Below are 18,651 nucleotides of genomic sequence, written 5' to 3'. Positions count from 1 at the left end.
GATCTTAAACTAATTAACTTCTTTATCATTATACTTAAAATACATCAGTAAATTGCAACGTTAAAATTAAAATACCTAATCCCCATACGTAATACGCGAATACTTTTAAGGAGTGACGTTTTAAATATTGAATCATCCATGAAACGGCTATGTATCCAAAAAACGCTGCTGATAACGTTCCGACAATTAAAGATGTACTAGAAATAGATTCTGCTTTCCCTTGAAAAACGTCTGCAAATTGCAAAATGATAGCTCCAACAATAGCTGGTGTCGACAGTAAAAAAGAAAAGTAAGCAGCAGTTTCACGGTCTAATTTTCTCCATAATGCAGCGACAATTGTCATTCCAGAACGGGAAATGGCTGGAAAAATAGCAGCAGCTTGAAATGAACCGATAATTAATGCGTCTTTATATGTTATGTCATCCATTTTTTTACGACCATTCTTTTGTTTATCTGCCATGTAGAGAAAGAATCCGGTCACTAAAAACTCCCAACCGATCGTGATTCCTGTTTTTGAAATATCTTCAAAGAAGTCTTTAAACAATAAACCAATAACAACTGCAGGTATCGTCCCAACAATAAGTAATAACATGAGCTTTGAAAATGGGTTTTTAATTAAATATATAAATTCTTTTTTGTAATAAATAAACACTGCAAGTAAAGTCCCAATATGCAACATCGTATCTAAAAATAAGCCTGCTTCATCTAATTGAAATAAATGCCTTCCTAAATAAAGATGTCCGGTACTACTGATTGGTAAAAATTCTGTTAAACCTTGAATTATACCTAATATGAAAGCTTCTAACCAATTCATGATGGTCTCCTTTCTCTTTTGCTTGTACCAATATATGAGGGTTAAATTTTCGATATGAAAAAAACTATATTTCTCTATGAATTTACTTTTAGTTTATGGATATATATGTAAAGAGAATTAAGGAGGGTTATTATGTGGAAGCACACAAAATTCGGTAATGTATTACTTTGGATGGGCCCTATCCTTGTATTTTTAGGACTATGTATGACAAATGTTATTTCAGATATTCCTTTCTTTGAGGGAAACCATAAAACGCTTGGTATTGTACTTATATTTATAGGGATATTCTGTTTTATTGTGGCTAATCATTTGAAAAAAGGAGAAAGATATGAAGAATAAATCTAAATAAAAAACAATCCTGGCATATTAGCTAGGATTGTTTTTTATTAATGTTGATTATTTGTAGAATACTTTATCAACGTTATATTTCGCTTTGTATTCATTAATGATATATGTTTCGTAAATTTCTCTTTCTGTTGGATCTTCTACGATACATGCATCAATGCGGTATACTTCATCACGGTGATTTTTAATTGGTGAAACATTATCTTCAAAATGCTTCTTAATACGTTGTCTAATTTTACGAGCTTTACCTACGAAAAGTAGTTCGTCATTAATATTGTAAAACATAAAAATGCCGCCTTTATCTCTAGGGAACAAGTGGAAATCGATAAATCCATTAATTGGAGTAATGATTGGCTCGTCTCCTTTAATAACTTGTTTACGTTCAGTAATTGTAACATCAACTTCAGGGATACTAATTTTAATCAAGTTCATTCACGTCCTCTTTTATTATAAAGATAAATAATAGCATACATATGTAAGAAAAGCTACGTTCATAGGTATATTTCATTTTATAATTCAAATATTATAGGTGTATCATGTAAACTCTTCTTCCAAATCATATGATCACTTGATTCTCCCCAATAATCTTTCAGTACATAACTAGGCTCTCCAAACTTCTTTGTCCATATACTTTGCGCTTTTCTGTATCCACTATCTAAACAGAATTCTGTTATTCCTCTGCTAAGTAACGTAAGAAACATTGTATGTAGCAGTAAACTCCCGATACCCTTTCTTTGATACTCTGGAAGTATAAATACAGTTCCTATTTCATACAAATCCTTAAGTACACCACCTGTACAACTATTAATCAATGTACTTGCTGGACCAACTTCAATTGTTCCAATGATTTTATTGTTATTTGTATCAATTGCTAATAAAAAGTAACGTTTTTCTCCATTACTATCAAAATCTGTTTTCAAATATTGCTTTTTCATGTTAATTTCATTTTCTATGTCATCCAATAGTTGTGATAATCCTTCATTTTTGTATGTATTCGTAATAACGATACGGAAAAATAAATATAGTTCATCTACATCATTCAAATTCGGTCTTCTAACTGCAACGTTAGTCATGAATACATTCTCCAATCTTCATTATGCCATTGTCAATACAACACTTTACATAATCTATTCATCATTATTCTGCAAAAACCTGCATAAATCCAGCAATATAGAAAGCTCAGTATAAATATTAATAAAATAATTTTCATGTCTATAGTTGTATGAACAGTAGGACCAAGTACCGGAAAACGGAAAACATCGAGAACGATCATAATACCTATAAGTAGACACGTTGCTGAAAAAGAAACTATCCAAATTCTCCTCTTAAATTTTAAAAAGGCTAGTCCTAAGGCTAGTCCTAATAAGCCTGTAGTAAAAGGAAAGATAATTAGTTCACTTGGCTCAATAATAAATAATAGAAAAATAGTAAGAATATAAGAAAGTATTCCCTCACGAATAGAATAGAAAATAGCAAAAAAAATCGGTAATGTCGAAAATGGACTAATGAGCAAACCTATACCAGGAACTAAGTTACCCGCTGCTTGAAACATGGTGGCTAATGCACTCATCAAAGCTGTAAGTACTAACTTATTCGCAAGGGACAATTTTCTTTTATGAACAAAGCTTATATCATGCTCTATCATCAGTTGATACCAATAACGTACAAACCGATTCATTAAAATCCCCCCTAAAGACACCTCATTCATTACTTTCTATATTATTCGTACACATACGGTTTATGAGTTACTTTCTGCAAGTTAATAGATGCTCATACATTGAAGATTTTTAGGGGGATAAGTTAAGTCGTGCGTTTTGGGAACAGAATGAATTCCTTATATTATATTTTTAGACTGATAATTTGTATCGTATTAAGGGATAATTTCAAAAATGGTACCTTTATTAAAATCAGTTACTTTCATAGAACCGTAAACTCCTAAATATAATTTAGTTTGATTCAAATTTGTTCCTAAACTCATATAATAAGCTGCTTGCGTACCAAAATCATAATTGGTTTCAATAGCATGAAAGTCAGTATGTTTACCGTCTGTACCTGCTCTAGTATAGGCTAAAACACCTTTAACTGGCGGTCGAGAATCTTCTTTCTTAGCAAGGTCAGTAAACACTACGCTACCTGTTAAATTTGGAATTGCATTTCCCATATATGGCTGAACTCCTGTAAGGGAAGTTCCTCCAAATTTATCTGTTCTAGAATCTTTATGAAAATAACTAAGTAGAGGTAGAATGCGCTTCACTGAAGTTTGTATTGTTTCATCATAATAAGTCATTGTTCTTTCATCCAAAGTCTGATTTTCGGAACAATGCCGTATAAAAGAAGTAGGTAAATCCCCTTCCCATCCTCTCCAACCAAAATTGATAAACCCATCTTGAGTGGGAGTGAGCCTCATAAAATGCATTTGAACAAGTTCTGTAACCGGTATAGGTTTATATTGAACAAATGAAAAAATAGACTCTACAATATCTTGTCCGACATTTCCGGCGTATTTGATATATTGATTATAAAACCTTTGAAATGAAATGCCGGTTATATTACGTACTCCTTTTGCAATTACTGTAAGTGTTTCTTGTATAGAGAAAGGGAGTTCATTAAAGCGTGTAACTACAGGAGGGTTATTTATAAATGTATTTTTACTTACATCGATTTCAATTATTTTACCTGCTATTTCTAAATCATCTTGGCTTAAATTAAATGGATCATAACCTGATCCGCCATCTCCATTTGTAAAAATAAGTTTTCCAGTCTCAGGTGAAAAGTTTAAACTATTGACTCCGTTATGATTAAAAAATGGTCTTCTTACATTCAGTAATGTTCGTCGCTTTTGAGCTTGACCATTAGGTTGTAAAGTCCATTCTTCCACAGTATCAATGTGATCATATTGCGTATTTCTATTAACCCACTTTAAATTTAACGTTTTAGGGTCACAAGGATTAGGTTTAAATTGTTCAGAAAGTGCACCTGGCCCTTGAGTTCCGGCTACTGAATAATGTAGATAAAATAACCTATTTTGATAAAATTGTGGATGGAACGCAAGTCCTAGCAATCCGCGTTCATCATAACCGCTACTAGAAACACCTTCTTCAAATGTACCTAATTTAATAATTAGGTGACGAATATCTAAAAATATCTTTATAACTCCATTCCCTATGTAAAAAATCTCTCCAAATTGGGTTGCGATAAATAGTCTTTCGGTCGATTCGCCTGGAAGTATTGTTGTTTTCAATACGGTTGGTAAATTTATATTATGAACAATGGGTCGTAAACTAACTTTAACTTTTGTCAATTAACTGTACACCCCTTTTTCTTCTTTTTATAGAAGAATATGATTAGAGTAGTTCTGTTAGTATCAAATAAGTCGTATTCCTTTTTATTACAATTTTGTATATAATATAATTATAAATAATATGGGGGACGAACTATGATAATCGTACTACAAATCATCTTACCACTAATTTTCGCAGTCTATTTATTTACCCTCTATCATAACGGGACGTATGGATCAGCTTCATTCATTTTAGCAGTTATGATAGGAATTTTCGGTTTAGAGAATATCTTTCAATATGCTAGTTTAACAAATCATGCTATTTATCCATATTGGGGAAGTTTGAAGGCTGTTGTTATCGTTTTATCAGTCGTATTTCTATTTAAAAAAGGTGGTTTAACAGGAAAATATTGATTTGTAATGCGTTACATATTTTCTTGTTAAATTGCTTTTATTTTATAAAAGAAGAAATATTTATGTGAAAACAAGAAGGGATGTGTTACATATGTCTATAAATATTATTTCAATAATCTCTATCATAATATGGATTGTGTTAATTACAGAACTTATAAAACCTTCAAAAGAACAGAATGGACGAAAAATAGTAACTTTAGTAACTGCTGGTTCCGTATCAACACTTATTTTAACGGTTTCATTTATTCAAAATATCCCGTTTTGGAATTGATAGTGATATAACTAACAAAAATATGTATAAATAAAAAGATTAGGATTCACTCCTAATCTTTTTATATTTTGAGGTAGCACCATATGCCCAGCAAGCTAAGGTCTTGAAGTAGCCCCTAAACAAAATTTTAAATTTTTCTAAAGTTATTTATGTGAATTCAAATCGTTTTCAGGAACATATGTGGTCCTTTTATAATTTGAAGTTCTTTTTAAGCTTCTTATATTTTCTGTACGAACGTCTAACAATGTTTAACATAAAATACGGTATTTTAACGGGGAAAGGCAATTTATAAATGAAAGGAAAATAAAAGGTGAAATATGCCTTTTCTAGGTCTCTCCACTTACTATCTTCTTTTGTTTTTAAGAAATCAGATACATCGACTACATATCCCCTTCCTTTTTCCATCATCACATTTTTCCCGTGAACATCACAAGGAGTTAACCCTTGTTCCCTCGCATACTCTAAAGCCTCATTAATATCAAGTATTACTTGCTTAGGAATTTTAATCCCCTTATGAATAGCATCGTATAAGGTAATTTCTTTTAAACGTTTCAATACTATGAAATTTTCTCCTTTATATATAAGCTTTGAATAAGAAGGATGATCTCCAATTCTTCGGTATACTTCTGACTCTTTTTCAATTCCTTCTCCTTCTCGCACGTAAACTTTCACTACCCAATCTTTGTATTCTTTGTGCATGAATACTGCGGCATAATTACCTGTTCCTAAACACTTCCAAAGTCTAGGAATATCTTTAACTACTACAGGCTCGAATTCATCCTCACTTCTGATACTTACCTCTTTTAATAATTCGTCATTTATCAATCCCACAAAACTATTTATACTCATCATTCCCACTCCGCTTTTGCTAAAAGGGGGCCCACCCACATTTTAACGAAAATATACACTAAGCGAATTTTAGCATAAAACGAGTCATTTTTCTTCTTAAAATAAAAAGCTAACTCGTTTTATTTAAACTGTTGAATACTTAATATTTATTCCGTTATTCATAGCCAAAAACCGTACGATATAAAAATATTTCTAATTATTTTCATTTTTTCAGAGTCAACTGTATAGGGCTTTTCTTAGTACAAGTTCTCTTCGTTCATTACCCATGCCAAATCTATAAAACATTGTTTAGAAGTGTAGCAAGGGTTTGTTAATGGTTCAATTCTTCTTCCACAACTATTTTTGTTAGCAAAAACTTTTATTGTTTTAATAGTCTTTTGTTTAATTCCCACAATGCTGTTTTGTTGCTATCCCATTTCAAAAGCGTTACTGCTTCCTCAAAGCATAACCATTTATAATTAAAGTGTTCTTTAGATAATGATATGTTTTTTGTAGGGACTTTAACTCCAAAAGAAAATTCTTTTATTACATAAACCTCTTCTCCCCAAAGGAATCCTCCAACTACATCCTCTACTGGTAGCGAAGACACAGAATCTAATTGTATATATGGACATTCTCTTGTAATACCAGCCTCTTCAAACGCTTCCCGTTTTGCTGATTCAATAGGAATCTCACCGTCTTCTCCGCCACCAGCTATTCCTTGCCAATAACCATAATCACTTCGGTTAAAAATGGCATATTGAATAGAATCGGCAGTTTTTATATAAGGAAATATCAATACTTGATATGGCGCTCTCATTACTTAACCTCCTCTCGAAAATAAGTTTTAAATCAATATGAATAAAGAGCCGACATCACAATTCTACATTATTAATGCAGGTTTATAATGTCGGCCCTCTATTTTTAAATAATTTTATTTTTCATAAACAGGCTTACTCTTAACAGAGGAAAAACTACTTATTCTCTGTCGAATTTGTTTAGCATGGTTTTTCATAAATGTTAGCAGTACTCCATATTATTCAATTGCGCCAGCAACGTCATAATCATTTAAATCTAATTCAATCGGCTGTCCGAGCGCTAGTTTAGCAAGTTCCGCTCCTAAATATGGACCAGCTGTTAAACCCGAAGCCCCTAATCCATTCGCAACGAGAATTCCTTCAAAGTTAGGTAGTGGTCCGATAACAGGTAAGAATCCTGGTGTGAATGGTCTGAATCCAACTCTCGTTTCAAGCATTGTAGCATTTTCTAAGCCAGGTGCAACTGTTAATGCTTTATGGAATACTTCATGTAAACCACCTGCTGTTACACGATGATCGAAACCAGTATCATTCTCATGTGTTGCACCAATTACGACATGCCCATTGTCAAACGTTAAAATATATTGATCGTTCGGTGGCATAACAACTGGCATATTTTCTGTTGCTGTATTTTCAATTTGCAGATGAACAATTTGTCCTTTTTGGAATGTAACTAAGAAATTAATTCCTAATGGGTTCAAGATTTCATTCGCCCATGCGCCTGCAGTTACAATAACCTTTTCTGCTAAAATTGTTTCATCGTTTACTGTAACTCCAGTAATATGATTTCCTTCACGGACTAATATGGCATCGCCTTTTATAAAAGTTGCACCATGTTTTTTCGCAGCACTTATTAATGCATTGCGTAATAATCTTCCATTCACTCGTGCAGCACCACTAATATGAACAGAACTATATTCGTCTGATAATGCTGGGAATAATTTTTTTGTTTCTTCAGCTGATAAGCGAGTTATTTCACCAATCTCTGGGGCATCTTCACGTCGTTTATAAGCTCGCTCTTCCATTTGATCTAACTTTTTCTCGTCAGTATGTAAACTAATTGCACCTACACGATTATATCCTGTGTCAGTTTCACCGTCTTCTTCTAATTGCTGAATTAACGAAGAATAGTAACGTGCACCGCCTTTAACGATTTTATACCATGCTTTATTACGACGCTGTGATAGCCATGGACATACAATACCTGCTCCTGCATCAGTTGCTTGCCCTAATTGTTGGCGATCCACGATAGTAACATTCGCACCTGCCTTAGCAAGATGATAAGCAGTAGACGCTCCTAAAATTCCAGATCCAACTACAATATACGATTTCATTTCAAACACCTTTTCTCTTTTGCTAATTATATAAATATAAGAACATTCCTTAGTATAATGGAAGGAATGCTTTTTTCAATGCACTCATCACAATTAATTGTTGCAGCATTGTGACTTTCTTAATCATTATTTTTTCTTCTTACGGAATAATTCAATTGTTTTATAACCTTGTGAAAGGATTTCTATCATTTTCTCTAGACGTTTTTCACGTGTTTTTTCTTGTTTTACAGAAAAAAGATTACGTGCCCAATCTTTCTGATATCCAGGCGTTAAACTTTGATAAAACTTAAGTTCATTCGGGTGATTTGTTAATAATGCTTCAACATCTTTAATTCGATCTGCATAATCGGCAACACATTGACTCATAGCAGATGTTTTCGTTGTTTTTTTCTTTTCACGTTTTAAACCTACAACAGTAAAGACTTCATCCATACTTACCATTCGTGCAAATTTAATATTGCTTTCTCCCACATAACCATCTTCTCCAACGTTTAATGCCGGAAACATCTCATCACGGTGAATAAACGTACTATAACGAGCATTACCTTTTTTCGGATATGCGAAGAATACGTAACCTTTTTCAATTAGTAATTCTTCATTACTAATAATAAAATTCGTTTGTTTCACCATTTCATCAAGCGTTTCTACAAATATAAAGATAGCATCGTGTTCTTTTGAGAATGCAGTTTCTTTACCTGTAAAAATGTCATAATCACTTGGTTCGTTAATAACGACCATATTTGTATACTTATTAAGTTTCAATTTATCAATAACTGACATAATAATCTTCCTTTACATTCAAAATTCATTGTACATACTTTTTCGTACTGTTCTAGTGTATTATATGTATTAAGAAACTCAAACTTTAAATCATATTATTCTGCTGCAAAAGAACATAATTCTTTAATAGATGGGTTGGTTTTATACCATATGTAATCTGAGATGAAGGGCTAGTTTTACAAGGGGATGATGGAAAAGAACCAATTTTTCATACATATGAAAAAGCTGAGGAAACATTAAAAACATTAACTATACCGCAGTTTCCGAAACGTATTAGAAGAAAACCATTTACATCAAAAATAATAAAAATAGCCGCTTCTGAATAAGAACCGGCTATTTGTTTATTCATAACTTAATAGAAAATAAAGTATATAAAAACTCTCTATATTGATCTTCTGTAATTTCAAGCTTAGTTTTTTCCCCATGAATAATTTCAGTTAAACTTGTATTCGTTAATGAAATATGACCGAAGTTCGTCAACTTTACTGCAATTGGTCCTTTATTAAAAATAGACTTCTCATCTTCTATCACTCTTCTTTGAACATCGTTTACTACTATCTCATCAATATTATGTTTATAAAAAGCATGACAAACTTTCCATTCTCCATCAGTATCTATTCTTTCTAAAACATAATTTCCTTTACTCGTATCTTTTCGTCTCACCCGGTACGAACCATTTTTTGAAGAAACAGACTTACCAGTAAAAGGTACAGGAACAAGAGGTACTAACGAAGCTATACCTACATCAATTAAATACTGTACATTATCATAAGTTAAAATAATTGTTATATGGCCATCCTCAAGTGCCCATGCATTTATATCGTTTTTATAAACCGTACCTAATGCCAGTTGTACATCATAACCACAGTCTCTTAAAAAATAGTAAAAAAGAGTGTTTAATTCGTAGCAAAGTCCACCACGGGAACTAGTTAAAATTTTCTCTCGCAAGTTTTCCGGAGAGATTTGATTCGTATTACACGCTATAACATCTAAATTCTCAAATGGTATAGTGTGTGCAAATGCAAAGAGAATTGTATTTAATTCTTCAAACTTCACTTCAGTACGCTTTGCAAGATTCAATCTTGTAAAAAGCTTATGTTGTAGACTTGTCATAGTCAGCACCCCTTAAAATGTATAAGTTAAAATAGTATATGCTGATTGTAAATTTGATGGGGTACTGAAACAATGTACATTTCGTTTAACTGTACCGGTACAAAAAGTCTAACCGACAAGATCACTTAAGATAAGAAGCTACGAATAGAAATTTAATAGTTTGTTTATAGGTAGATTATTATGATCGCTTAAATCAACAAAATACTGAAGTTGCCACATTTGGCTCTTTTTAGCTTGATTGCTAACAGTGGTATCCCAAACAGGATAAATTCTCATTGCCATTTTCCCTGTTTGACTTGGTGTTCTCAATATTTTTTCTTTAAGAAGAATTTCTTTAGGAAAAATAAATTGCCCTAGTTTATTATCAGCAATACAAGTGATTACTAATAAATCAGGAGCAGCTTCATAAGAGAAAGCTCTATTTCGCATATTTTCATCTTTCTCCCAAAAAGAAACAAATTGCCCAATTTTATTAGGAGTAACTTTTGATTTTCTAAAACGAATGGTTTTGTTATTTAAGTGGAATAAACATCCTGCATATTCTGCGTTTTGCTTTTCTTCTTTTAGATTCGTAATCATTAAATTGTTAGGTTTGTAAACTATATTGTTTAAATTTCGGATCGTATCATTAAAATTGTTCAAAAAAACTCCCCCTTTATCCACCTCTTAGTTTACCACAAACATCAGTTCTTCTATATCGTATATAATCATGAACTAAGTGAAATGAGGGAATTTAGCAGGATATAATTATTACTTTAATGTACTTAGTTTTTCAATTGCTTGTTGTTCAGTTGCTAAGTAAAAAATGTCATCCCCTTTATTACATTCATAAATAAAATCCTTTAAGCTTTTACTAGTATACATAGAGAAATTCCCAACAATAGCAATCTTTACCTTGTAGTTTATAAACTTTTGAAGGATATCGCCCGCAAGCCGTGTTTTTAGATCAAAGAAATCTTCACTTATTAAAGATTTATGGATAATAATATGTTTCGCATCTACCTCATATTGAACTGTTGCCATAGTATCTAATGCAGACTGAACATCCGATATTAATACCTTATCGTTTCTAATGAGCGCAATATTGATTCCATCGATTACTACTTTCTTTATTTCCATAGTCCCACCCCTTTATAATTTACACAGTATGAGTAAAATTGTTTTACAAAACTTCGTATTAATCATAGATTAAATTAGCCACAGCTATTAAAATCGCATCTATTTTTTATTGTAAGTATATATTTTTTATTACTAATACGGTCAATGAAATTAATGATAGTTTCTCTTTTTTTATATTTTTGAATATATATATGGAATTGCCTTTACTTGTTATAAAAATATTGTGGAGTAACATAACTTAACAAACTATCCAAAGTGTTAATCTCGGCATACGGTTGTATTTTGGTAGTATTCTTGATCTTCTGAGGGTTAAACCACACACCTTTTATATTTACATTTTGAGGACCAGCAATATCCTTTTCTAAGTCATCACCAACAAATAAAGTATTTTCCGGCTGTAAATTTAGCTTATTTAATGCTAGTTCGAATATACGTTTATCAGGTTTACTAAATCCCACTTCTTCAGAAATAATGATTGTTTCAAAATACCTATTTAAATTCGTGTTAAATATTTTAGCTTTTTGCCTCTGAGTTGAGCCATTTGTTATAATTCCAACTTTAAAGTGCTTCTTTATTTGATTTAAGAAATGAATAGTATTTTGGTCTATTGAAAAACATCTAGGGAAATTATTATTCCAAAAATCTTGGATGTAATTGCGTGGCAATCTATACTTCGGCGTGAATTCATCAAACAATGATTCTAAAACTGTCGTTTTATTACTTATGCCATATTCTCTTTTATCGTATTCTTTGAATTTCTGTAACATGTTGCTTTTAGCCGCACCATCTACATTTTCATAACACTTTTCTAAAACAATTAAAAATAATGCCTCTACTGCTTTATCCCTATCAAGTAATGTATCATCTAAATCAAACAGCATCGCTTTATAACCCATCAAATCATTTCACAACCTTTCTAGCATTATATAAATCTTTCCAAGTTTGTACCTTTAAACTTTTGGTTTAGCAAGAACATTGTTATGTAGTGATTAACGATTAAATAAAAACTAGATGAAAGAAATCCATAGTTCTTGGCACACACTCTAGTATTACAGTAGCTTCTTCTATATTGAAATTCCTTTTCCTCTTTTGGTAAAGAAGCAAAAGTATATGTTCGAGAATTTTAAGAAACTACATACAATTCACGTTATTATACATTAGTTTTTCGTAAATATTAATCGTACATCAATTCATACGATAAGTTTTTTTAAGCAATTATTTCTCCATAAAAAAGGAATATAGCTAATAATACTTTTTGGTAGTAAACGTCCTATGAAGTTTACTACTGTATCTCCACATAAACTCCAGATTGTACGGCTATAATGACTACCAGAGGTGATATTATGAAAAATTATCATATCCTCGTGGTTGAGGACGATCAAGAAATTCAGGAATTAATTAAACAATTTTTAATGACACAGCATTATACAGTGGTAGTCGCTTCAGATGGACTAGAGGGTATGACACAATTTAATAAGCAATCCTTTGATTTAATTCTTCTAGATGTCATGATGCCCAATCTTAATGGATTTGAAGTTTCTAAAATGATCCGAAGTCAGTCAAACGTACCAATTATTATGCTAACTGCGTTGGAAGAAGAGGAAGATCAAATGAAAGGATTCGATCTTGGGATCGATGATTATATAACAAAACCCTTTTCATTTCATGTTTTGATTAGACGAGTCGAAGCTGTACTTAGAAGAAGTTATGATAAAAATGTAAATAATCATTTGATATTTAAAGAAGTTCGTATCGATGTGGATGCATATAGAGTGTATGTAAATGAAGTTGAAATTATATTAACGACAAAAGAGTTTGAAATTCTACAACTACTATTTCAAAATGAGAGAAAAGTACTTACAAGAGAAAATATCGTAGAGAAAGTTTGGGGGTACGATTATTTTGGAGAAACACGAATAATTGATACACATATTAAAAACCTACGCAAAAAATTAGCTATCCCTTATATTAAAACAATAAAGGGTATTGGTTATAAAATTGATGAATAGTATTGTGAAACTCATGAAAATGAAGCAAATCACTTATAAACTCTTTATGACTACATCTCTCATTTTGTTATCCTTTGCAGTATTGATTTATTTAACTTTATACTTCTTTCTTCCTACATTTTATGAGCAATATAAAACAGATCAACTTCAAACAGGGATAAACGAAATCATTGATAAGTCTAAAAATCTTACGTTTCAAGATGCGATACCACTTTTTGATGAATACGCAAAAAAAAATAATGCGATGCTTTACCTTCAAAATAAAGAAGGAGTAATTATTTACTCTCCTTCATTTTCTTTTATTCAAAGTGGTACGCAAAAAACAGTAGTTACTAAAGCAACACGATTCGAGAATGCAAGTACCCTTAGCAATTCATATAACGTTACGAAACCAATTCAATTCCAAGATGGTAGTTTAACGCTTATAGTCTTTGCTACATTTCAACCGATTGATGAAGCTTCACAGGTTTTAGTACGCTTTCTCCCCTATATTAGTATCATTGTACTCGTAATTGGTATAGGGAGTGCTTATTTTTATTCCAGGTTTATTACAAAGCCACTTATTTATATTAATGAAGGTGCACAAAAGATGGCAAATTTAGATTTCTCCGAAAAAATTGAGGTTCGCTCTACAGATGAGTTAGGAGAATTGTCTAATAGTTTGAATGACATGTCTATTAACTTACAACAAGCTATGTTTGATTTAAAAAAAGCAAATGAACAATTAAAAAATGATATTGAAAAAGAAAGAGAAATAGAAACAAAACGCAGAGAGTTTTTTGCGATTGTAGCACATGAATTAAAGTCCCCTCTTACTGTAATGAAAGGCTACTTAGAAGGGATGATTTATAATATTGGCCCTTATCAAAATCGCGATCAATATTTAAAGAAAAATCATCAAATTATTGAAAGTATGGAACAATTAGTTCGTGAAATTTTAAGCGTATCGAAATTAGAACAACACACCTTCAAACTAAAAGTAGAGAAAGTTAATCCTTCAAAGTTAATAGGTACAATCACAAAAGATCTCGAATTTTTTGCTTCTCAAAAGAGCATCGAAATAATAAAAGAAATTGATTCTGACCTTTCTATTTATACAGATTGTGCTCTTTTAGAAAAAGCATGTAAAAATATTATTCACAATGCGGTTATGTATTCACCACATAATGAAAAAGTCTATATAAAGTTAAGTGAGGATTCGAAACAAGGTCAAATCGAAATGCAAATTATAAATACAGGTGTCAATATTAAAGATGAAGATTTACAACAAATTTTCAAACCATTTTATCGAATTGAAAAATCAAGAAATCGAAATACTGGAGGAAGTGGTTTGGGGTTATATATTGTTAAACAAATTCTTGAAACGCTAGATATAAAGTATTCAATAAAAAATATGGAACATAGTGTGCAATTTCGCATGAGTATTCCATTATCTAAACACAAAAACAAACAAACTCTCCTTTAAATAGGACGAGTTTGTTTGTTTTTGTAGTAAATATAAACTTATTAACAGGTTTTTCACTTAATGGACAAATGCTGCTTCTTAAATGGCGATTATCATAAGTAGTGACAAACTGTATTCAATTTACATATCTATCTTCTACTATAACAGCAAAAAAACGAAATTCCGCATAGCGCAAATTAGATTCTCTTATTTGAGATGCATTTCATCTATGAAACTAAAAAGGAGGATGAAAAATGCATATTTGCTTCCATTTTTCAGATTAATTTGGAATTCTTTTATGATAAGCTATATGTAAAGATTAAACATAAAACAAAAAGGATGATTCGTATGCAAATAAGACCAAAGGTAAGTGAATATAACTCCTATTATGCAACGTATACCAACTTAGTATCAGACGGAAATATCATACATATTCTAGAACAACAAATGAAGGAAACGAATCTTTTATTAAAGGGAATTTCTAATAGTGAGGGGCTTTTCCGGTATGCTCCTACTAAATGGAGTATAAAAGAAGTAATCGGTCATATAGCAGATACAGAACGGATTATGGCGTATCGATTGCTATCTATCGCTCGAGGTGAGACAGCAGAACTTCCAGGCTATAATGATGATATGTATGTTCTTAGAGCTGCTTTTGATAAGCAATCTATGCAAGATCTTCTTGAGAATTTAATAGTTGTTCGCCAATCTACCCTGTATTTACTTAGAAGCTTAGATAAAGAAGCTTGGTCACAAAGAGGAAATGCGAATAATTCTGAAGTTACAGTTCGTGCATTAGCATACATCATTGCTGGTCATGAGCTTCATCATCTTCAAATTATAAAAGAACGTTACCTCGGTTCTGATTTATATCCAGCAACTTAACATTTGAAGAAAAAGAGTCCTATTTATGTAGGGCTCTTTTTCAGTATTTATAACGGATTAGTGCTTAGAACCATGGTGATTAAATGCATTTATTTATAAAGTCCACCACATAATATATATGCTATCCCCTTTTATTCTGTACATGAATTTCTTTAGATTGATATACTACAAACTCAATATATCTGGAAAGGTGATGATATTATGTATGAACAGCAAAATAATAGAGATAGAGATCAAAAAATGATGTTTTCTATGCAGGGAGTTCCCTCAAATAAAATTAACATGAATCAATTACCTAAATGGATTAGAATTTTTGGCTATTGTGCGTTTGGTTGGATAATAGTATTTAGTTTAATTATGATTGTAGGTTTAATTCTGCAATAACTATGTGTGATTATCCCATGATATAGGTAACCAATTATAATAAAAAGAACTTGTAGAATATCCTACAAGTTCTTTTTCAAATATTATTAAAACGGGAACAACAAACTATTTTAACATTCAGTACAGGGAGACCATTTTGGTTATGGCTTGATATTATTATAAATCAAATATAAACTTTTGAAAGGGATAGTTTTTGAAAGTTATGTGAATTTAATAACTACGATATTTATATTAAATTTCATTTACGACCAACTTCTTCTTACTTAAATACACCGCACGATCTGATTTTTTTGCAACCTCCTGTGAGTGAGTCACAACAATAATGCATTTATTCTCTTTATGTGCAAGTTCTTGAAACAGTTCTATTATATCCATTGCGGTTTCCTCGTCGAGATTTCCTGTCGGCTCATCTGCAATTAGTAAATCAACATTACAAGATAGTGCTCGAGCGATTGCTACACGCTGTTGTTGCCCGCCACTTAGTTGCAATACGTTTCGTTTCGCTTCAAGTTCTGTGAGTCCTACCCTCTCTAATAATTCTAATGCTCTTGCTGTTTTATTTTGCACTTTAACACCTGTAATTTCCATTGCTGTTAAGACGTTTTGAAGAGCGGTCATATAGGTAATTAAGTTATAAGATTGGAAAATTACAGATACATTTTGATTACGGTATCGATCCAAACCAATTTTTCTAATATCTTTGCCATTATACAGTACATAACCATTTTTAGGGACATCCAGTCCACAACCTAAGCTCAGAGTTGTAGTTTTACCAGATCCAGATGGTCCTAAAATCGTGTAGAAATGTCCTTTTTGAAAAGAAAAGTTAACATTATCTAGTATCGCTACATTTTTTCCGTTACTTTCATAATAATAATCCAAATTTTTAAACTGTAAAATCGTCTCCATATCGAGCCTCCTCATTCATCTTTTAAAAGAATTTGTTTTGGGTTTAAACGTAGAATAGATAATGCTGGAAGAAGCGTTGCTATTATAGCAATAGCTAGTCCAATTCCACCCATTTTTCCTACATCTTCTCCTGTTACACTTACATCAATTTTATCAATTGGATCTTCTTTTTGATTTTGTAGAGTACCACCGGGTCCAGCCATCATTACAGTACCATGTTGCGAGGTATCTGTTTCTTCGCTTGCAGTAGCAATTTCATTCGAAAGTAAATTATCCCCGATATATTGAGAAACTTTAGCTCCTGTTGTTATGGATAATCCAAATGCTAAAATAGCGACACACACTACTTCTACTACGAATTGCGCCATCAGTTTCCACTTTTTCTCTCCAATAGACAATAGAATTCCCATTTCTTTACGACGCCCTTTAATTGATAGCATAATGATTAATCCTAAAATGATCGCACCTGCAATCGATACAATATAAATGATCATTTGAGAAGTCGAAGAGATATTTTCGATAGGACCAATCATTTGCTTGTACAATGAATCATGCGCATCTAATTTATAATAATTAAAATCAATATTAGATTTTTTTGCTTCTTTTTTAAATGCATCAATATATTGTGGATCATTCAAGAAATACACGACTTGAACACTACTTATACCTTGGTCTACTTCTAATTTTTTCATAGTTGAATGCGGCATATATAGTTTATTAGCTGGATCCATAATAGGAGGAGCCTGTTGACCCATTGCTTGCTCATTTGTTTCGTAAATACCGATAATTTCAACCTCAAGGGTTTCCTTCTTATCCCCTGATTGCACTTTAACTTTGTCTCCTACTTTCAAATTGTTTAATTCCGCTAATCGTTTTTCCATTAAAGCTACATTCTGATCCTTCATTTGCTCTGTTATTGGCTTTCCATCAATGATTTTACTTTTTCTGTTTTTAAAGCTTTCTTGTAATGCAATCTTGCGAACTCCCTCAATCATAAAAGAAGCATTCATATCTATTTCTGTACCAGAGCTTGAACCGCCTCGCACAGCCGCCATTCCGGCTTTACCTTTTCCTTCTTCTTCTGAAGCTCCTACTAGTTTAAGTCCATCAGAAATACCAAAAGTGTTAGCTATGTAATTATAGTCTTTTACATACTTGGATTTCGCTAATTGATCTGTTTCTTTTGTATCGAGCTGCGGTGGATTTGGCATTTCTCCAGTTTCCTTAGCTTTTTGACCTAATTTGTCGAAATCAAGACCTAAAGTAACATCTGCACCAAGTTTTTTTCTCGCAGCATCCGCTGCTTTTTTTGACGCATTTTGGATTGTGAAACCTGAAAGAACCAAATTTGTAACAATCAGAAAAACTGCCATCAAAATTAATGATGTTCCTATCCTTTTTTTCATACTGAGAATTGCTCGTTTCATAAAATTCATTTTTTCTTACCTCCTTGATAACTTGTATTCTATATAGGTTATCTAGAGTTTATATGGAGCTAATCGGTAGTTTAACTAGAGATACAAGGAGTTTATGTGTAGTTATTTACCTGTTCCAAAAAAGCTAGAACACAAATTCAAAAACGCAGCCGTTTTTGAATATTGGTAAGGAGTTATTCCGTTTAATAAATTTATATAAAGGTTAAGATTAATTTAATGTATGTAGCACAAAAAATATTTACTGTGTAATTTCTATACAATAAATATAGAGAAACTTATTTGGATAGCTATAATATAGGGATTTAATATAGTTACTGTATCTCATACAAATCACGTCGCTTTAAAAGGTGCATCTTTTAATACGAAAATAAGCAAGTTAATATTCTCTTATATGAATAAGAATATTAACTTGCTTTTTAGATTTTAGTATAATTTATTTATAGTTTTATTTTATTGCAAGCTTTATAA

The 18,651-nt window shown here is 31.7% G+C and carries 22 protein-coding genes and 1 pseudogene; 8 read left to right on the top strand and 15 right to left on the bottom strand.

Annotated elements, in window-relative coordinates; translation table 11 throughout:
- Nucleotides 1-34 precede the first annotated feature (34 nt).
- Complete coding sequence (locus MRP26_RS15925; protein ID WP_053564291.1) at nt 35-814, bottom strand: undecaprenyl-diphosphate phosphatase; 780 nt, start codon at nt 812-814, stop codon at nt 35-37.
- Nucleotides 815-946: 132 nt separating this feature from the next.
- Here MRP26_RS15925 and MRP26_RS15920 point away from each other — a divergent pair, with 132 nt between their 5' ends.
- On the top strand, nt 947-1,153 hold the full coding sequence (locus MRP26_RS15920; RefSeq protein ID WP_025709423.1) for a hypothetical protein: 207 nt from the start codon (nt 947-949) through the stop codon (nt 1,151-1,153).
- Nucleotides 1,154-1,210: 57 nt separating this feature from the next.
- Here MRP26_RS15920 and MRP26_RS15915 read toward each other — a convergent pair whose 3' ends face one another.
- The 4 genes from MRP26_RS15915 to MRP26_RS15900 all read right to left on the bottom strand — a co-directional run bounded on the left by MRP26_RS15915 (nt 1,211) and on the right by MRP26_RS15900 (nt 4,460).
- Nucleotides 1,211-1,591 carry a nucleotide excision repair endonuclease gene (locus MRP26_RS15915; RefSeq protein WP_001048947.1) on the bottom strand — a complete coding sequence of 127 codons (381 nt, stop codon included), beginning with the start codon at nt 1,589-1,591 and terminating at the stop codon, nt 1,211-1,213.
- A 77-nt stretch (nt 1,592-1,668) separates the two neighbouring features.
- Nucleotides 1,669-2,232, bottom strand: coding sequence for a GNAT family N-acetyltransferase (locus tag MRP26_RS15910; protein WP_000185959.1), 564 nt, complete (start codon nt 2,230-2,232; stop codon nt 1,669-1,671).
- Between the two features lie 32 nt (nt 2,233-2,264).
- The gene (locus tag MRP26_RS15905) at nt 2,265-2,837 is read right to left on the bottom strand and encodes a hypothetical protein (protein WP_078401725.1); all 573 of its coding nucleotides are present in this window, start codon (nt 2,835-2,837) and stop codon (nt 2,265-2,267) included.
- 192 nt (nt 2,838-3,029) lie between these two features.
- Nucleotides 3,030-4,460 (bottom strand): PQQ-dependent sugar dehydrogenase, encoded by a 1,431-nt coding sequence (locus tag MRP26_RS15900; RefSeq protein WP_242806311.1) that lies wholly within the window; start codon nt 4,458-4,460, stop codon nt 3,030-3,032.
- 135 nt (nt 4,461-4,595) lie between these two features.
- Between MRP26_RS15900 and MRP26_RS15895 the strand changes: the two genes are divergently transcribed.
- Both MRP26_RS15895 and MRP26_RS15890 read left to right on the top strand, forming a co-directional pair.
- Nucleotides 4,596-4,853: a hypothetical protein gene (locus MRP26_RS15895; protein ID WP_098679824.1), complete on the top strand. Its 258-nt coding sequence runs from the start codon at nt 4,596-4,598 to the stop codon at nt 4,851-4,853.
- A 91-nt stretch (nt 4,854-4,944) separates the two neighbouring features.
- Nucleotides 4,945-5,124, top strand: coding sequence for a hypothetical protein (locus MRP26_RS15890; protein WP_000026312.1), 180 nt, complete (start codon nt 4,945-4,947; stop codon nt 5,122-5,124).
- Nucleotides 5,125-5,313: 189 nt separating this feature from the next.
- On the opposite strand, the gene MRP26_RS15885 is transcribed toward MRP26_RS15890, so the two are convergent.
- The 4 genes from MRP26_RS15885 to MRP26_RS15870 form a co-directional block, all read right to left on the bottom strand.
- Nucleotides 5,314-5,973 (bottom strand): protein kinase family protein, encoded by a 660-nt coding sequence (locus MRP26_RS15885; protein ID WP_000026534.1) that lies wholly within the window; start codon nt 5,971-5,973, stop codon nt 5,314-5,316.
- A gap of 358 nt (nt 5,974-6,331) precedes the next feature.
- Nucleotides 6,332-6,772 (bottom strand): NUDIX hydrolase, encoded by a 441-nt coding sequence (locus MRP26_RS15880; RefSeq protein WP_001202586.1) that lies wholly within the window; start codon nt 6,770-6,772, stop codon nt 6,332-6,334.
- Nucleotides 6,773-6,988: 216 nt separating this feature from the next.
- Nucleotides 6,989-8,104 carry an NAD(P)/FAD-dependent oxidoreductase gene (locus MRP26_RS15875; RefSeq protein ID WP_048538316.1) on the bottom strand — a complete coding sequence of 372 codons (1,116 nt, stop codon included), beginning with the start codon at nt 8,102-8,104 and terminating at the stop codon, nt 6,989-6,991.
- A gap of 126 nt (nt 8,105-8,230) precedes the next feature.
- Entirely contained in the window at nt 8,231-8,884 is a 654-nt protein-coding gene (locus tag MRP26_RS15870) for a YdeI/OmpD-associated family protein (RefSeq protein WP_242806310.1), read from the bottom strand.
- Between the two features lie 143 nt (nt 8,885-9,027).
- Between MRP26_RS15870 and MRP26_RS15865 the strand changes: the two are divergent.
- Nucleotides 9,028-9,210 (top strand): annotated as a pseudogene (locus MRP26_RS15865) (hypothetical protein).
- Between the two features lie 19 nt (nt 9,211-9,229).
- Here the strand turns inward: MRP26_RS15865 and MRP26_RS15860 are convergent.
- The 4 genes from MRP26_RS15860 to MRP26_RS15845 all read right to left on the bottom strand — a co-directional run bounded on the left by MRP26_RS15860 (nt 9,230) and on the right by MRP26_RS15845 (nt 12,012).
- Complete coding sequence (locus MRP26_RS15860; RefSeq protein WP_242806309.1) at nt 9,230-9,997, bottom strand: arylamine N-acetyltransferase family protein; 768 nt, start codon at nt 9,995-9,997, stop codon at nt 9,230-9,232.
- Nucleotides 9,998-10,135: 138 nt separating this feature from the next.
- On the bottom strand, nt 10,136-10,639 hold the full coding sequence (locus tag MRP26_RS15855) for a MepB family protein (RefSeq protein WP_141544965.1): 504 nt from the start codon (nt 10,637-10,639) through the stop codon (nt 10,136-10,138).
- A 108-nt stretch (nt 10,640-10,747) separates the two neighbouring features.
- A complete protein-coding gene (locus MRP26_RS15850; RefSeq protein WP_242806308.1) occupies nt 10,748-11,116 on the bottom strand; it encodes a DUF4180 domain-containing protein in 369 nt (122 codons plus the stop codon).
- A gap of 203 nt (nt 11,117-11,319) precedes the next feature.
- Nucleotides 11,320-12,012 (bottom strand): HAD family hydrolase, encoded by a 693-nt coding sequence (locus MRP26_RS15845; RefSeq protein ID WP_000540709.1) that lies wholly within the window; start codon nt 12,010-12,012, stop codon nt 11,320-11,322.
- A gap of 447 nt (nt 12,013-12,459) precedes the next feature.
- On the opposite strand from MRP26_RS15845, the gene MRP26_RS15840 reads away from it, so the two are divergent.
- From MRP26_RS15840 to MRP26_RS15825, 4 genes are all read left to right on the top strand, one after another.
- Nucleotides 12,460-13,125, top strand: coding sequence for a response regulator transcription factor (locus tag MRP26_RS15840; RefSeq protein ID WP_075719971.1), 666 nt, complete (start codon nt 12,460-12,462; stop codon nt 13,123-13,125).
- Nucleotides 13,126-13,138: 13 nt separating this feature from the next.
- Nucleotides 13,139-14,590, top strand: a complete 1,452-nt coding sequence (locus MRP26_RS15835) for a sensor histidine kinase (protein ID WP_078401664.1) — start codon at nt 13,139-13,141, stop codon at nt 14,588-14,590.
- A gap of 327 nt (nt 14,591-14,917) precedes the next feature.
- Nucleotides 14,918-15,454: a DinB family protein gene (locus MRP26_RS15830; protein ID WP_016512709.1), complete on the top strand. Its 537-nt coding sequence runs from the start codon at nt 14,918-14,920 to the stop codon at nt 15,452-15,454.
- A 201-nt stretch (nt 15,455-15,655) separates the two neighbouring features.
- On the top strand, nt 15,656-15,838 hold the full coding sequence (locus MRP26_RS15825) for a hypothetical protein (RefSeq protein WP_000273229.1): 183 nt from the start codon (nt 15,656-15,658) through the stop codon (nt 15,836-15,838).
- A 231-nt stretch (nt 15,839-16,069) separates the two neighbouring features.
- Here MRP26_RS15825 and MRP26_RS15820 read toward each other — a convergent pair whose 3' ends face one another.
- Both MRP26_RS15820 and MRP26_RS15815 read right to left on the bottom strand, forming a co-directional pair.
- A complete protein-coding gene (locus MRP26_RS15820) occupies nt 16,070-16,747 on the bottom strand; it encodes an ABC transporter ATP-binding protein (protein WP_000447853.1) in 678 nt (225 codons plus the stop codon).
- Between the two features lie 11 nt (nt 16,748-16,758).
- Nucleotides 16,759-18,183 (bottom strand): ABC transporter permease, encoded by a 1,425-nt coding sequence (locus tag MRP26_RS15815; protein ID WP_242806307.1) that lies wholly within the window; start codon nt 18,181-18,183, stop codon nt 16,759-16,761.
- Nucleotides 18,184-18,651 lie beyond the last annotated feature (468 nt).

The sequence above is a fragment of the Bacillus sp. CCB-MMP212 genome, from assembly GCF_022748145.1.
GTDB classification, from domain to species: domain Bacteria; phylum Bacillota; class Bacilli; order Bacillales; family Bacillaceae_G; genus Bacillus_A; species Bacillus_A cereus.
Note: the sequence above shows the minus strand (reverse complement) of the source record. Positions and strands in the feature narration are given on the sequence as shown.

Bases quoted from the DNA above. Each gene is read 5' to 3' on its own strand.
- MRP26_RS15885 (WP_000026534.1), bottom strand. From the start codon at position 5,973: ATGAGTATAAATAGTTTTGTGGGATTGATAAATGACGAATTATTAAAA.
- MRP26_RS15815 (WP_242806307.1), bottom strand. From the start codon at position 18,183: ATGAATTTTATGAAACGAGCAATTCTCAGTATGAAAAAAAGGATAGGA.
- MRP26_RS15920 (WP_025709423.1), top strand. From the start codon at position 947: ATGTGGAAGCACACAAAATTCGGTAATGTATTACTTTGGATGGGCCCT.
- MRP26_RS15910 (WP_000185959.1), bottom strand. From the start codon at position 2,232: ATGACTAACGTTGCAGTTAGAAGACCGAATTTGAATGATGTAGATGAA.
- MRP26_RS15915 (WP_001048947.1), bottom strand. From the start codon at position 1,591: ATGAACTTGATTAAAATTAGTATCCCTGAAGTTGATGTTACAATTACT.
- MRP26_RS15860 (WP_242806309.1), bottom strand. From the start codon at position 9,997: ATGACAAGTCTACAACATAAGCTTTTTACAAGATTGAATCTTGCAAAG.
- MRP26_RS15875 (WP_048538316.1), bottom strand. From the start codon at position 8,104: ATGAAATCGTATATTGTAGTTGGATCTGGAATTTTAGGAGCGTCTACT.
- MRP26_RS15925 (WP_053564291.1), bottom strand. From the start codon at position 814: ATGAATTGGTTAGAAGCTTTCATATTAGGTATAATTCAAGGTTTAACA.
- MRP26_RS15895 (WP_098679824.1), top strand. From the start codon at position 4,596: ATGATAATCGTACTACAAATCATCTTACCACTAATTTTCGCAGTCTAT.
- MRP26_RS15870 (WP_242806310.1), bottom strand. From the start codon at position 8,884: ATGTCAGTTATTGATAAATTGAAACTTAATAAGTATACAAATATGGTC.
- MRP26_RS15835 (WP_078401664.1), top strand. From the start codon at position 13,139: ATGAAAATGAAGCAAATCACTTATAAACTCTTTATGACTACATCTCTC.
- MRP26_RS15845 (WP_000540709.1), bottom strand. From the start codon at position 12,012: ATGGGTTATAAAGCGATGCTGTTTGATTTAGATGATACATTACTTGAT.
- MRP26_RS15905 (WP_078401725.1), bottom strand. From the start codon at position 2,837: ATGAATCGGTTTGTACGTTATTGGTATCAACTGATGATAGAGCATGAT.
- MRP26_RS15820 (WP_000447853.1), bottom strand. From the start codon at position 16,747: ATGGAGACGATTTTACAGTTTAAAAATTTGGATTATTATTATGAAAGT.
- MRP26_RS15850 (WP_242806308.1), bottom strand. From the start codon at position 11,116: ATGGAAATAAAGAAAGTAGTAATCGATGGAATCAATATTGCGCTCATT.
- MRP26_RS15825 (WP_000273229.1), top strand. From the start codon at position 15,656: ATGTATGAACAGCAAAATAATAGAGATAGAGATCAAAAAATGATGTTT.
- MRP26_RS15840 (WP_075719971.1), top strand. From the start codon at position 12,460: ATGAAAAATTATCATATCCTCGTGGTTGAGGACGATCAAGAAATTCAG.
- MRP26_RS15880 (WP_001202586.1), bottom strand. From the start codon at position 6,772: ATGAGAGCGCCATATCAAGTATTGATATTTCCTTATATAAAAACTGCC.
- MRP26_RS15890 (WP_000026312.1), top strand. From the start codon at position 4,945: ATGTCTATAAATATTATTTCAATAATCTCTATCATAATATGGATTGTG.
- MRP26_RS15830 (WP_016512709.1), top strand. From the start codon at position 14,918: ATGCAAATAAGACCAAAGGTAAGTGAATATAACTCCTATTATGCAACG.